This is a genomic window from Bacillus cereus group sp. MYBKT111-2, from assembly GCF_051915205.1.
GTDB classification, from domain to species: domain Bacteria; phylum Bacillota; class Bacilli; order Bacillales; family Bacillaceae_G; genus Bacillus_A; species Bacillus_A paranthracis.
Genome location: NZ_JBQAEG010000010.1, coordinates 54,620 through 69,282 on the forward strand (window position 1 = coordinate 54,620; position 14,663 = coordinate 69,282).

A 14,663-nucleotide genomic window follows, 5' to 3' on the forward strand; every position below is an offset into this window, starting at 1 on the left:
CTGTATATGCGGCATACGCCCAATATGGCACACCTTCAAAATCTGACACGTACTGGTTAATTTTTCTTTATCAATATGAAAACACGTCGAAATATGATATATTAAATTCTGTACATATTGCTTATACTATGAAATAAATGACACGCATCTTAACTTTATCCTTAAGCCACGGTAAGCCCTGTTAAGTGCGCTTTACCAACATAAAAAGCAAAAGTATCAGTGAGACTTAACCGGGCTCTGATGAACTAAAATTCATTGGTGTAGGATAAATTAAAAATACATAATAGTAGGAGTGTTTATCGAATGAAGAAAGCTATGCTTGCCTTAGCCGCAACAAGTGTAATCGCATTATCAGCATGTGGAACATCATCATCAGACAAAATCGTTACATCTAAAGCTGGTGACATTACAAAAGAAGAATTCTACGAGCAAATGAAGACACAAGCTGGTAAACAAGTACTAAATAACATGGTTATGGAAAAAGTACTTATTAAAAACTACAAAGTTGAAGACAAAGAAGTAGACAAAAAGTTCGATGAAATGAAAAAACAATACGGTGATCAATTCGATACACTATTAAAACAACAAGGTATTAAAGAAGAAACGTTAAAAACTGGTGTGCGTGCTCAACTAGCGCAAGAAAAAGCTATCGAGAAAACAATCACTGATAAAGAATTGAAAGATAATTACAAGCCTGAAATTAAAGCAAGCCACATTCTTGTAAAAGATGAAGCAACTGCTAAAAAGGTTAAAGAAGAACTTGGACAAGGTAAATCTTTCGAAGAGTTAGCAAAACAATACTCTGAAGATACTGGTTCAAAAGAAAAAGGTGGCGACTTAGGATTCTTCGGACCTGGCAAAATGGTTAAAGAATTCGAAGAGGCTGCTTATAAGCTGAAAAAAGATGAAGTAAGCGAACCTGTGAAATCACAATTCGGTTACCACATCATTAAAGTAACAGACATTAAAGAGCCAGAAAAATCATTTGAACAATCTAAAGCTGACATCAAAAAAGAAATCGTTCAAAAGAAAGCACAAGATGGCGAATTCATGAACGACCTTATGATGAAAGAAATCAAAAAAGCTGACGTAAAAGTTGACGATAAAGATTTGAAAGATCTTTTCAAAGAGCAAAAAGCTGACGCTAAGAAAGACGAAAAGAAATAATGAAGTGAAAAAAGCTTGGGTAGCCCCAAGCTTTTTTAATTTGCATTAATCCAGTTATTTTAGGTAGTAAGACTCTCTCCCTCTTTAGATCGGTATGCAACGGGAACGAACATCTAAATTAAAAAATAGGTAACGTGTAGGATAATTTCAAACAGTTCGGCAAGAATATACGCTAAAAAGGTGTACGAAAATGAAAAAAATAAGCCTTATCGTCTTACTTTTGATACTTTCTATCGGAACTGCCGAAAAAACATCTGCTCGTTCAATAAAGTCCATTGAAGATACATTAGCAATCTTTGAACACCAAGAATTATCATTAAAACAAGCTATTGAGTTAGCATCTACTCCTGCACTTAAATGGGATAAAAATGCTCAATTTTTACAGGCAGTTAATATTGACAAAGATAAGCCCGGGAAGGCAATTGGAAGTAACGGTAAAAGAAAATACTGGAATATTGATTTTGGAGTGCCAGATACTAATAAAATATTTTTAATTACTATCTATGAGGGGAAAATTGTTCAAGCACAGGATGTAACCAGGAAAGGTACTTCGCCTTATCCTAAAGAAGAGTTCATCAGATTAGAAGATATTAACTACGATTCTCCCCAGTTACTAAAAAAAGCATTAGAATCAGGTGATATCTATCCCGGTAAAGATTGGGCAAAAGGTTATAATTTTCTGCTAAAAAAAGACACTGAGATGAACATCCCCCTAATGCTAGTAATAGGTTGGAATAAAGAACAGACAAAGATGAAAGCAGCTGGTTTTCATGTAACAACAGGTGAATATATTCCACCGCAAAATTGATTTTTTGTTATCCCTTTTTTCAACTAACAAATGCTAAAAATTTAACTTAAACAGACTATACTCTACAACAAAAAAACCTTGATTCCATTACACACGGAACCAAGGTTTATCTTATTATCATTGATTAAATTCAGAAACTATGTTAAATTAGTACAGAAACACGTTTTGCAAATTAAATAAAACATATTTATCCGTATATCAAATATACCATAGTTTCTTTCTTCAGTCAACCTCTATTTTTCACTTTTAAAGGAGTGCTACCGTATGAACAAAAAACTTGATTTAGAGCAAAAAAGATTGGATACCGTAATCGAAACGATTACGCAGCAAATTGATAAACTGGAAAACGAAACTGGCAGACGCCGGGCAGAAGTAATCCATATTCGTAAACACTTCTGGGATGACGTGAAAGTGAATACTGATACTTTTGATGATTATCTTGAAACAGTTATCAACTTAAGACAACAAGCTCAGTCACTAGCTGTCACACAAATTACCCATAAGCACACCTTTAATCGACTTGCCGCACTAAAACGCATGCATAAAGCACCTTATTTCGGACGAATTGATTTCAAAGAAGAAGGAGAATCTGCTGCAGAGCAAATTTATATTGGCGTTGCTACACTTACTGATGCTAGCGGAGAAAACTTTCTTATATATGACTGGCGCGCACCTATTTCGAGTGTGTACTACGATTATCCGCCAGGACCAGCTGAATACAGTACACCAGGCGGCGTAATTCACGGTAATGTGGAGAAAAAATTACAATACATTATTCAAAATGGCGAAATTGATTCTATGTTCGATACGAGCCTTACAATTGGCGATGAAATTCTGCAACAAGCGCTCGGTAAAGGAACAAACAAACATATGCAAAGCATCGTCGCTACAATTCAGCGCGAGCAAAATGAAATTATCCGTCACGATGAAGGCCGACTCCTTATCGTGCAAGGAGCTGCTGGTAGCGGTAAAACGTCCGCTGCGCTGCAACGAATCGCCTACTTACTATATAAATATCGCGAATGGCTAAAAGCGGATCAAATTATTCTCTTCTCTCCTAACTCTATGTTCAACAGTTACGTATCTAACGTACTACCTGAACTCGGCGAAGAAAATATGCAGCAAGTGACGTTCCAAGAATATTTAAATCATAGACTAAGTAAGTCATTTGACGTGGAAGATCCATACGAGCAATTAGAATATATGCTCACTGAAACAAATAGCCCTATCTATAAAACAAGAAATGCAAGCATTCGCTTTAAAGCATCTACTCAATTTTTCGAGATGATTAGAGCGTACAGACAATCTCTTGAATCAGCTGGTATGCTATTTAGAGGAATGAAATTTAGAGGAAAGCTAATTGTTTCTGCGAAAGAAATTACAGAGCAATTTTACAATACCGACTCCTCCCTCCGTTTCCATAATAGAATTGAAAAATTAACGGATTGGTTAAATAAACAAATAGATGCAATTGAAAAAACAGAACTGAAAAAGCCTTGGGTAGAAGAAGAAATTGAATTACTTAGTAAAGATGAATACCAAAAGGCTTATAAATATTTACAGAAAAAAGGTGAGTTTGACGACAACTCCTTTAACGATTTTGAGAAAGAAGCGAAAGTACTTGGACGTATGATTGTCCGTAAAAAATTGAAACCACTTCGCAAAGGTGTTCAAACATTGCGCTTTATCAATTTCACAGGAATATATAAACAGCTCTTCACAGATGCATCATGGGTTACGGGAGAAAAACCGAAAGACTGGGATGACATTTGTTCTTTAACGGTGAACATGCTCGATGAAGGAAAATTATATTACGAGGATGCAACTCCATTTTTACTTTTAAAAGAGTTAATTGAAGGCTTCCAAACGAATAGATCGATTAAACACGTACTCGTAGACGAAGCGCAAGATTATTCACCATTTCAGTTCGAGTTTTTAAAACGTCTCTTCCCTGCTGCAAGAATGACTGTACTCGGGGACTTTAACCAAGCGATCTTTGCCCATGCGAGTGAAACAGTGAATTTCAATACACTTACTAGCTTATACGGGCCAGATGAAACGAACGGTATCAACTTAACTCGTAGCTATCGCTCAACAAAACCGATTATTGAATTCACACGTGCTCTCGTGCCGGAGGGCAAGAACATTCACGCCTTTGAACGTGACGGTGAGAAACCTACAGTGACGAAAGTAGCGAATGAGAGCGAACTGCACGAACATATTACTGCCAAAGTTGCTGAACTACAAAAACAAAATCACAACACGATCGCAATTATATGTAAATCTGCAGCCGAAAGTGCAGCTGCTTACGAAGCGCTTAATCATATCGAGAATATTAAACTCGTGAAGAGTAACTCAGCCGAGTATGAGCAAGGCATCGTCGTGATCCCAGCTTACTTAGCGAAAGGTATCGAATTTGATGCTGTTATTATTTACAATGCTTCTAAACATGTATACAGCGATGAGAGCGTTCGTAGATTGTTCTACACTGCTTGTACACGCGCGATGCACGAATTGCAACTTTATAGCGTTGGCGAAGTTAGTCCTTTTATTGTTGAGGCTGATTCGGAGAGTTTTGAACTTATTACACCTTGATAATTTGAAATGAACCTAAAGAGTGGCACATGAAAAAACACCTCCGTATATTCGTATTTAAATTAAATACGGTATAAGAGGTGTTTTTTCCTTGTCTTATTTCATTGGGTCACTTCAAAGTATGCAAATTCAGTGGAGGTGTTTTTTCTATCATTTATACTTTTAAAATGCTTTCTATTTCTTCTAAACGTAAATTTGTAAACTTTGCAATATCTTTGATTGACATTCCATTTTTATGCATTCCACGAATTAATTGAATCTTACCTTCTTCAATTCCCTCTTTCTTTCCTTCATTACGAGCATGAGCAAACTTTGCGGCTTCATCCATCAAAGCTTTTTCTCTTGCTTCATATGCTTGTCGAAAAGAAGAATCTTGATTTCCACTTGTGCCAAATAGTTGTTTAAACGCAAAATCAATACGTAAATTCACTAATTGTTGGCTGGACATGAGTTTTTCTCTCCCCATCTCATAAGAGGCTTTTCTTTTATTGTACATAAAATAGTGATACGCATGCAAACACGCACTTACTTAAAATGACCTGTTTTTGCAGGTTATAACATCGTCTCTCATGATTCAAGTTTACTTACGATTGATGTACTTCTTTCTTCACCTTTATTGGATCTTAACACTTCTGAAAAAGACGCGGAAGAGTATGCTTATTTACAGCAGCTAGCTGAATCCATTTCTCGTTCTGAATTGTGTACTTCTATTAAAGCGAGTTTACTTATTTAAACATAAAATGAAACTTTATCACTAAGTTAGAGCTGTTCCATTATAAGTTTAAAAAGGTGTGGTGTGCTATCCGACAAATACTATTTTAATAAGAAGGAACCAAAATCAAATTACTATGTAGGAACAAAATAGTAAAGAGGGTTGCCCTCGGCATACCCTCTTTACTTCGACCCTTAACTTTCTGAGTTCTGCGAGCGTTTTATAAATAAAGCTACAACGACTGCAAGTAGTGCCAAACCAAAGCCAATTGTAAATGCGTTATGCACGCCTGAAACCATTGCTTTTGTTAATTGAGCTGGGTCAGTTGGATTTGAAGATGCATCCAAATATTTCTTTTGTCCGGAAGTCATAACGCTAATAAAGAACGCAACTCCTACCGCACCCGCTACTTGTGATAGAGTATTCAAAATAGCTGTTCCGTGAGGATAAAATCGCTTCGGAAGTTGGTTCAAACCGTTCGTTTGCGCCGGCATCATGATCATTGAAATAGATATCATCATAGTGACGTGTAATAGGATGAAAGTTATTTTAGACGTATCTGCCGTTACTTGTGTAAAGAACCACATCACACCTGCTAATAAGATCGTACCAGGAATAATAAGCGCTCTTGGACCAAATTTATCAAAAAGCTTCCCTGAAACTGGAGAAAGCAGACCATTCAACAGGCTACCTGGAAGCATGATAAGACCAGTTGCATAGACAGTTAAGCCTAAAGCACCTTGGAATAGAAATGGTAATAACGTCATTGTCGAGAACATCGTCATCATCATGATCGTCAATAAAATTGTCGTGAGCGTAAACATCGGATACTTAAATGCACTAAGGTCTAGTAATGGCTCTTTCAATTTCAATTGACGCAATACGAAGAATAGAATTGCTACAAGACCAATTAGGATTATGCCATATACTTGGAAACTACCCCAACCTTCACCTGAGCTACTAAATCCATAAACAATTCCGCCAAATCCAATTGTAGATAAAAGAATAGATAATACATCCACCTTTGGTTTAGTAGGCTCAGAGACATTTTTTAAATAAATAAACGCAAAAATGATAGAAAAAATTGCGAATGGAAGAACGAAATAAAATAGCCATCTCCAATTCAATGTTTCCAAAATGAGCCCTGAAAGTGTCGGCCCAATGGCAGGGGCAAACATGATTACAAGCCCAATACTCCCCATTGCCGCTCCTCTCTTTTCAGGAGGATATAGAAGGAGAATCGTATTCATTAATACGGGCATTATTAATCCCGTACCTGCTGCTTGTAACAAGCGACCCATTAATAGTATAGAAAATCCAGGCGCAATCGCACTTACAAGTGTACCGAAAGTAAAGATTACCATAGCACCTATGAATACTTGTCTTGTTGTAAACCATTGTACTAATAAAGCAGAAGCTGGAATGAGTACAGCAACTACAAGCATGTACCCTGTTGAAAGCCATTGAAGAGTCGACGCTGTTACATTCAACTCAATCATTAATTGTGGAAAAGCAACGTTCAATAATGTTTCATTCAAAATGGTGAAAAACGCTCCAATGATCATTGATATTAAAATTGGGAGTCTTTTCACATTGTCAAACTCCTTTGACTGCGAAGAAACAGATGCAGTTTGAGCATTCATACATAAACCCTCCTTGTATTTTCTTTTATAAGTTTTTACTACCTTTGCTAGTCATATTTAACGTAGAAACGCCCATACCAAATTGAAAACGGTAGAGCACAACTACAAGTAAGATTAACAATGACATCACGCCGAAGATATTACTATACATATTTGCAGCTTCATTTGCAACAAAAGGATTTAGCTTTAGTGAAGTAGATCCTTTATCAAGCAATTTCCCTACTACACTCATAGCCATCGCGCCAGATATGAAATTAATCATCGACAGTAATCCCATTCCAACACCTGTCTCTTCCTTTGACAGTGTTTGCGAAATTGTATTAGACATTGAAATCTGCATAAAGGTCTGTCCTACATTTCCGAAAATTAAAATCAATGCTATGACAAAAGCCGAGACCCCAATGAAAGTAGATAATAATGAGAAAGCAAGGAATATGAATACTGAGGCAATAAAAACGAGTACAAAATTGCCCCGAGTATCAGCTACCCTTCCTCCCTTTCTTCCCATAATTGCCGAGGCAATTGCAGCTGGAACTAAAACAAAACCAATATTCGAAGGAGTCAATCCATTTACTGCCGATAGAAATTGCGGCGTCATGAATGTCATGCTAAAGCTCATCGCTGTCGTCATAAAGGCAAGGAGTAACCCAATCGAAAAATTCTTATTTTTAAACAGAGTCGGTTTAATAAAAGGCTCTGTAGCTTTTCTAATTCGCAAAATGAAGAAAGCTAACATAACAAATCCTCCAAGGAATAACAGCACTTGCATCTGCGTAATGGCAAGCAAGAAGAACGCGACTGATATAGCTAATAACCCTCCGCCAAGAATATCAATACTACCCGCCTTCCCTTTCGCATTATCTAAATACTTCCTAAAGAAAGGAAGCGTCAAAAGTGGTAGTAAAGAAAGAACAAACATAAATCTCCAACTTCCAAAGCTTGTGATTAACCCTGCCGCAACTGGTCCTAACGCATTACCAAGTGCTAAACCAACTGCTGAAGTTCCAAGCGCACGCCCCCTTTTCTCTGGCGCAAAGTATCTAACCGGAATAATCATTGCTGTCGCAGGAAGAACAGAAGCTCCCGCTGCCTGAATGACACGGCCTAAAATGATAACCCAATACTCAGTAGCAAGTAGACCAAGCAAGGAACCTAGAGCGAAAATAAGCAATCCGTACGTCAACAAATCCTTTAGCCGATATTTATCCGCCAGTTTTCCCATCACGATAGAACCAACGGCGTAAACGACCATATAACTCGTCATAATCCAGCTAACCTCTGAAGGAACAAGGTTGAATTCTTTACCGATTTCAGGAAGAGCTACATTAAACATCGTACCGTTCATAACCGAAAATATTAGCGTAACGACTAAAACTCCTAGCAATTTATCCGCATTTTGTGATGAATGATCTACCATCGTGTAGACCCCCTTTCTCTTTCCCATAATTTATACAAATTTAAATGAGTATCAACATAATGAATATCCTCACTATTTTATTATAATGAGGATATCATTTTTATCGTACGTGCTCAGTTTCTACCTCTATTCAATCAAATCTACAATTTGCTTTACAGAAGTTCTATTACTGCTGAAGAATGAATGAACGCAAGAATTAGCGCTAAAATCATAAGCACGGCTGCTGGCATGATTTTTCCAATTGGATCTTTAACACGCATATGTGACAATACAGCTCCTAACATAATACAAGCAATCCATAATGCTGCTAAAACTAATATAATTTCATTCCAGAAACCAAAAATTAGTCCAACTACTCCTGCTAAAGCAATCCAACCTGTCGCAATTCTAAACCATTGCGGTAAACCTAAATGAGCGAAAGCCTCTACTTGCATTTTTGCTCCCGCAATTTTACTCACACTCGAAAAGAAAAATGCAAAAATTAATAAACATTGAAGTACTAATGCTACAATAGTCATGTACAATCCTCCGTTACATATGTTTTTTTAAAGGTATTTCTATTGAATGCTGAAACGAGTTGAAATTAAATTCCTTACATACACCTCACTCTATTATCGTTTTCTATAGACCCCCGCATCAGTTATAATAGTAATTATCCCGCTATTACACATTATGAGTACGCGATATAATGAGTTTACTCACTAATCGTTTATAATATAGAGAGGATACTCACTAATAATATACAATATATTTATGAAACGTGCAAAAATGAACTACAAAATAATGAGGAGGTCATCCCATTCATGAAATCAAATAATCCAGCTGCAATAGATATCATTCATATTTTAATGCAATCGTCCAACTATGTTCAAAGAGAATTTCAATCTCAATTGTCAGCCCTTGACACACCTTATCATCTAACAGGGCCAAGGCTACGCGTTCTATCTACCGTTTCTGAAAATGGTCCCATTCGAATGAACGCATTAGCTGCTAAATTAGGCGTCAAAGCACGTACAGTTACCGATTTTGTCGATGCACTCGAACAAGACAAGCTCCTAGTTCGTATACCAGATCCAACTGATCGCCGAGCTACATTAATTCAACTTACTGAACGCGCACATTCCAATATGGAGCAGGCGCTCGCTTTCCAAGACAAAGTCGCAAACGATATTTTACAAAACCTCACATTAGAACAACGCGAACAGTTTTTTGAACTTTTATTACTATTAATAAAAGATAAGCAAATTCCAGATTCATGCGGAGAAGTTGAGAACGGAAACACTTGTTAAGTGTGTAAATACAAAAAGTGCACCCCATTTTCGGGGTGCACTTCAAATCATCAAGGCGTCTTTTGCATTCTCGTTGAAATATCTTTACGTCGATATACACTTAACACAATTCCCATTATAAATGCATGAAACAGAGTTGGTATCAATCCGTAGCTAATAAAAGGTAATGATATAGAAACACGCGGTAATATCCCGAGGGTCATGCCAACGTTACAAATAAAATGGATTACAAAAAGAGTCACTCCGCCAACGAGAAGCAATTTACCATAACCATCATTTATTTTATAAGCTATGTTCATTATTCTTACTGCAAAAAGAGAAAGAATCACGACAAGAACTAGCGCAAGTACATATCCATAATAGTAAGTCAAACTTGCAAATACAAAATCAGTATGGGCAGCACGGATAGACTTTATATTTCCATATGTACCAAACCAACCTGCTGAAGACATTGCCTCTTTTAATCGTAAATACCATAGATCATGCTCTGGGTTTATAAATCCTAAAATTCTGGCCATACGGTATTCTTTTACAGCGGACCAGGAAAATAGATCCCTAATAACAAAGGGGAGAATTGGTAATATCGTAATTATCCATGCTGTTTTCTTTCCTAGCTTACTCCACCAAAGCATAACGAATACCATCGTAATATAAATAAAAATTGGCACCATAATTGATGTAATTAAAAATAGATATAAAGAAAATACGTACAACATTAGCAGATGTATAAACTTTAATCTACTGTTATTAAAAAATGAAGCCCAAGCTAGAAAGAAGAATGGTATCGTCGTTAGACAGTCAATTTTGATGGGGCCAATTTTTATTATTGCTTCCCCAATCACGTAACCAGTCGGAAAACATTTTATCATTAACAAGATGAGTATACCAATTGTATAAAACAGCCACCCGAGTCTTTCTAGCTTCCGGTAATCAAGTAGCATCATCCCAATAGCTGTTGCAACACCGAGAATAACAAATATCACCTTATTCATGAATAAGTCAGCATGTCCAAAAGTTATAACCGGCAAAAACCCTAACCCCATCGCAGCCACTAATAAACCAATTAAAAACCAATCAACCTTTGGCTTATGAAGTTTGTTAAGTTCCTGCCCCAGTTTAATCGGACTCCCCATTTGTTCAACGGCCTTATCTTCAGCAACTTCCTCACTTAACCCTTTCCCTATCCACATATCCTTCGTCTGTTTCAAGTGAAAGTCTAGTTCCGTTGCCACTAAGTCCTTCGCTTCTTTTGATTTAATATGGTTCGTAACTTCCTTTAAAAAACGCTCCCCTTTTTTGTTCAATTTCTTCTCACTCCTGTACGAATCCTTTTAATATAAATCGTGCCTTCGTAGCATTTTTCTCTGCTTTTCGCAGCATCTTGTTTCCTTTATCATTTAATTGATAATATTTAGCTCCTTCGTGGTCCCAGCTAGATTGGATAAAGAGATTCTGCTCTAGACGATGTAACAAAGTGTATAGAGACCCTTCATTACCTTCAAATGTTTGAATCCCTCTTCCCCGTAGTAACTGCATCAATTCATAACCTGTTTTTTCATTCATAAGAAGTTGCAACACTGCTAAAAGGATGTCTGCTTCTTTTTCGGACGATTGATTGATTTTTTCACGCACCCGCTTCTGGTGCTGATCAGAAAAACTCAAATGTTTAAAAGTTGTGTTCTCCATTGATTTTCGCAAGCCTTTTAATCGATCTTCCATTTGACTATTCCTCCAATCCTTTCTTCAAAAGCTCCTTTGCTTTTTTCAGCCTCGTTTTTATCGTGTTTTCCTTCACATCTATTACAATCGCAATCTCTTTAATTGATAATTCTTCATAATAAAATAGATAAATGACTTCTCGATATTTGATCGGTAAATTCATTACTGCAGAAGCCAGTTCACGATCCTCCGCATTTTGAATGACAGTTTGTTCCACACTTTCTTTTTGACTCTCCATATACGTAAAGTCATCTTCTGTAACAATAACTTTTTTGTTATACCAACTTTTTAAATAGTCCTTACAATGATTAATTGCAATTCTCCATAGCCATGTTTTTAAGTTCGAATTCCCTTTATATGTATGAAGAGATTTATAACATTTCACAAATATATCTTGCGTTAAATCCTCCGCAACCTCTTTATTATTCACATATGAATACACAAGCTGTAAGACTTCTTGTCCATACTTGTTCATTATTTCGTCGATAAGGTCCTCCTTATCTTCTATTTCAAACGCTTCTATCATTAATTCATCCACAGCCTTCCCTCCTTCCCATATATTAGACGACGCACTGTATGGAAAAGTTTTATAAATTTATAAAAAAATACAGAGGGTAATAACGTTTTTTATAAAACACTTCCTCAGCAACTTACATATAATAAACCGAATAGTCGTTACAATACATTCACCTAAAGAGCGTCTTTCTCCCACGGCGCTCTTTAAGTTTGCAATAAGAGGGTCGTCTTCGTTTCCTATCGCTAAATGAAAAAGAGAACCGATTTAATCGAGTCCTCCTTCTTTCTAACGTTCACTTAAAGAATCTAATATTTCATGGCCATACAAAGATGGATCGATATTATCAAAACCAGTACACTCTTCATACAAGTGTAGTATTTGAAATTCTATACATAACGCAGCTGTTTGTTCTTGTTAATTTATTGCTTTTTCTAGTTCTGCCGTGTATTTCATTTGGATATTGTTATCAGTATCTTTATTTTTTTAGTTATGTTTATTTAACAAGGAGTCAACTACCCCTACTGAGATAAAGCCTTTCAGTGGGGGTTTGAGTTTGAACGCTAGGGCTTTTTATCTATATGTCTTGTTCCCTATTTTAAAACATAATACAATAAATACGTAACTTAATAAGCTATAACTAGTAGGTGTGGTAATCATCTCTTCCATTTTGAAAAAAGGGGGAGGTGATAATATGATCGCGATGTTTGTCATTAAATTAGTGTATGGTATCCTGACCGGAGCTGGCGTTGTCATCGGTAGAAGATACGTCGGTCCATGGCTAATTTCTGTATACAAAAAAGCGAGAACCACCCTGCTTCGTGGAAAAGGTAAGGGCGGTTCTCGGCTAAAACGTTAATGTAATTGTCTTATAACCGCACCTACTACCACCACAATAGCAAGTTAGGTTACAAAGGCAGAAGTTTCTCAGGCTTCTGTCTTCTTTATTTTATGCAAAATTCATACTATATACTCTACCATCATTGTAACACATTTTATTTATTTTTAGTCAAGATAAAAAAACACCTAAAGAGTTTCTCTTCAGGTGTTTCTCTATTTTACGCTAATGCAGCTGCATGTTCTTGTTGATCTACAGGAATGACAGCGTCTCTTAATGCTTTTTCTAGTTCTGCTGTGTATTTCATTTGCTCTTCTTTGCTCCAGCCTAGTTTTGCAGCCATGTAGTTGATTACTGCTTCTTTCCACTCGTATACCCAGTGGATGTTGAAGAATACAGCGCCTCTGCGGCGTACGAAGAAGTCGACTGGTTTTGCTGTCATTTCGTAATCCATTGCGTATACAAGTGGGATTAGAACGTCTAGCGGCATGTTGTATTCTTTCACTTCGTCTTTATGTTTTTTCGCTAGGTCAAATAGTACGTCAACGTTAGAGCCGTAGAATTTCGCGAATTCTTCTGCTTGTGCTGTTGTTAAACCGTATTTCGTACCTTCGCCTGCTTTTTTCGCGATAAATGCTGGTAATCCTTTAGAGCCATCTACATGTCCACCAGAGATTGGCATATGTTTCGTTGTGCTCTTCGGATATGCACTATGGCCTTCTTTTTGTAGTAAGTTTGTTACGTAGTCTACTACCATTTCAGCCATTTTGCGGTATCCTGTTAATTTACCACCTGCGATTGTAATTAAACCAGATTCAGAAGTCCAAATTTCGTCTTTACGAGAAATTTCAGATGCACTCTTACCTTCTTCGTAAATTAACGGACGTACGCCAGCCCAGCTTGATTCGATGTCTTTTTCCGTAATTTTGACGCTTGGGAACATGTAGTTAATCGCATTAATGATGTATGTGCGATCTTCTGTTGTCATTTGTGGTACAGCTGCGTCTTTATCATAGAACGTATCTGTTGTACCTACATATGTTTTTCCTCCGCGTGGAATCGCGAATACCATACGTTTATCTGGTGTATCGAAGTAAATTGCTTGCCCTAATGGGAAACGTTTTTGATCAATTACTAAGTGAACACCTTTTGATAACTGAAGTACTTTTCCTTTTTTCGAGTTATCTTTTTCACGAAGTGTATCTACCCAAGGACCAGCTGCGTTTACAATTTTCTTACCGTAAACTTCGTATACTTCTCCGTCTAGTAAATCGATTACACGTACACCACATACTTTTCCATCTTTATATAAGAAACTATCTACTTTTGCGTAGTTAACAGCTTTTGCGCCGTGCTCAATTGCTTCTTTCATTACTTCAATTGTAAGACGCGCATCATCAGTGCGATATTCTACGTAGTAACCGCCGCCTTTTAATCCTTCTTGTTTTACAAGAGGCTCTTTCTTCAGCGTTTCTTCACGGTTAAACATTTTTCTGCGCTCGCTTCGTTTTACACCTGCTAAGAAGTCGTATACACGAAGACCAATTGATGTACTGAATGATCCGAACGTACCGCCTGTATGGAACGGAAGTAACATCCACTCTGGTGTTGTTACATGGGGACCGTTCTCATATACGATCGCACGCTCTTTCCCCACCTCTGCTACCATTTTCACTTCAAGTTGTTTTAAATAACGTAGACCACCGTGTACAAGCTTCGTTGAACGACTTGATGTACCTGCTGCAAAGTCCTGCATTTCAAACACAATTGTTGATAACCCGCGTGTTGCTCCATCTAATGCAATACCAGAACCAGTAATACCTCCACCAATTACGATCACATCTAATTCTTGTTTATTTACTCCGTTTAATACGTCTTTACGTTGTTTACTTGAAAATTTCATGGTAATTCCTCCCTTTGATAACGAAAAAAGAGACCACAAACTCCGCTATAGATTTCGC

General features: G+C 37.0%; 12 protein-coding genes and 2 pseudogenes. 6 read left to right on the top strand and 8 right to left on the bottom strand.

The genetic code is table 11. The annotated features are described in order from the left end of the window. Positions 1-303 precede the first annotated feature (303 nt). The 3 genes from prsA to helD all read left to right on the top strand — a co-directional run bounded on the left by prsA (position 304) and on the right by helD (position 4,570). Complete coding sequence (prsA, locus tag ACTFNE_RS22825; RefSeq protein ID WP_000710071.1) at positions 304-1,167, top strand: peptidylprolyl isomerase PrsA; 864 nt, start codon at positions 304-306, stop codon at positions 1,165-1,167. Between the two features lie 190 nt (positions 1,168-1,357). Continuing rightward, positions 1,358-1,975: a hypothetical protein gene (locus ACTFNE_RS22830; RefSeq protein WP_270705520.1), complete on the top strand. Its 618-nt coding sequence runs from the start codon at positions 1,358-1,360 to the stop codon at positions 1,973-1,975. Positions 1,976-2,239: 264 nt separating this feature from the next. Next, positions 2,240-4,570 carry an RNA polymerase recycling motor HelD gene (gene helD, locus ACTFNE_RS22835; protein WP_270705519.1) on the top strand — a complete coding sequence of 777 codons (2,331 nt, stop codon included), beginning with the start codon at positions 2,240-2,242 and terminating at the stop codon, positions 4,568-4,570. Between the two features lie 154 nt (positions 4,571-4,724). On the opposite strand, the pseudogene ACTFNE_RS22840 reads toward helD, so the two are convergent. Then, positions 4,725-4,949, bottom strand: a pseudogene (locus ACTFNE_RS22840) (hypothetical protein); the annotation flags it as partial. 159 nt (positions 4,950-5,108) lie between these two features. Here ACTFNE_RS22840 and ACTFNE_RS22845 point away from each other — a divergent pair. Next, positions 5,109-5,303, top strand: a pseudogene (locus tag ACTFNE_RS22845) (hypothetical protein); the annotation flags it as partial. 173 nt (positions 5,304-5,476) lie between these two features. On the opposite strand, the gene ACTFNE_RS22850 reads toward ACTFNE_RS22845, so the two are convergent. The 3 genes from ACTFNE_RS22850 to ACTFNE_RS22860 form a co-directional block, all read right to left on the bottom strand. Next, positions 5,477-6,925 (bottom strand): MDR family MFS transporter, encoded by a 1,449-nt coding sequence (locus ACTFNE_RS22850; protein WP_074540047.1) that lies wholly within the window; start codon positions 6,923-6,925, stop codon positions 5,477-5,479. Between the two features lie 25 nt (positions 6,926-6,950). Beyond that, positions 6,951-8,342, bottom strand: coding sequence for an MFS transporter (locus tag ACTFNE_RS22855; RefSeq protein ID WP_270705516.1), 1,392 nt, complete (start codon positions 8,340-8,342; stop codon positions 6,951-6,953). A gap of 152 nt (positions 8,343-8,494) precedes the next feature. Continuing rightward, a complete protein-coding gene (locus ACTFNE_RS22860) occupies positions 8,495-8,860 on the bottom strand; it encodes a DoxX family protein (protein WP_270705515.1) in 366 nt (121 codons plus the stop codon). A 285-nt stretch (positions 8,861-9,145) separates the two neighbouring features. Here ACTFNE_RS22860 and ACTFNE_RS22865 point away from each other — a divergent pair, with 285 nt between their 5' ends. Next, a complete protein-coding gene (locus tag ACTFNE_RS22865; RefSeq protein WP_270705514.1) occupies positions 9,146-9,631 on the top strand; it encodes a MarR family winged helix-turn-helix transcriptional regulator in 486 nt (161 codons plus the stop codon). Between the two features lie 50 nt (positions 9,632-9,681). Here ACTFNE_RS22865 and ACTFNE_RS22870 read toward each other — a convergent pair whose 3' ends face one another. Genes ACTFNE_RS22870 through ACTFNE_RS22880 form a run of 3 tightly spaced genes read right to left on the bottom strand, consistent with a single transcriptional unit; the run spans position 9,682 to position 11,888 of the window. Further along, entirely contained in the window at positions 9,682-10,935 is a 1,254-nt protein-coding gene (locus ACTFNE_RS22870; RefSeq protein WP_270705513.1) for an FtsW/RodA/SpoVE family cell cycle protein, read from the bottom strand. 7 nt (positions 10,936-10,942) lie between these two features. Continuing rightward, positions 10,943-11,350 carry a PadR family transcriptional regulator gene (locus ACTFNE_RS22875; RefSeq protein WP_270705512.1) on the bottom strand — a complete coding sequence of 136 codons (408 nt, stop codon included), beginning with the start codon at positions 11,348-11,350 and terminating at the stop codon, positions 10,943-10,945. A 4-nt stretch (positions 11,351-11,354) separates the two neighbouring features. Next, entirely contained in the window at positions 11,355-11,888 is a 534-nt protein-coding gene (locus ACTFNE_RS22880) for a sigma-70 family RNA polymerase sigma factor (protein WP_046198661.1), read from the bottom strand. A gap of 670 nt (positions 11,889-12,558) precedes the next feature. On the opposite strand from ACTFNE_RS22880, the gene ACTFNE_RS22885 reads away from it, so the two are divergent. Continuing rightward, positions 12,559-12,723, top strand: a complete 165-nt coding sequence (locus ACTFNE_RS22885; RefSeq protein ID WP_000561154.1) for a hypothetical protein — start codon at positions 12,559-12,561, stop codon at positions 12,721-12,723. A 199-nt stretch (positions 12,724-12,922) separates the two neighbouring features. Here ACTFNE_RS22885 and glpD read toward each other — a convergent pair whose 3' ends face one another. After that, positions 12,923-14,605 carry an aerobic glycerol-3-phosphate dehydrogenase gene (gene glpD / locus ACTFNE_RS22890; RefSeq protein WP_270705511.1) on the bottom strand — a complete coding sequence of 561 codons (1,683 nt, stop codon included), beginning with the start codon at positions 14,603-14,605 and terminating at the stop codon, positions 12,923-12,925. Positions 14,606-14,663 lie beyond the last annotated feature (58 nt).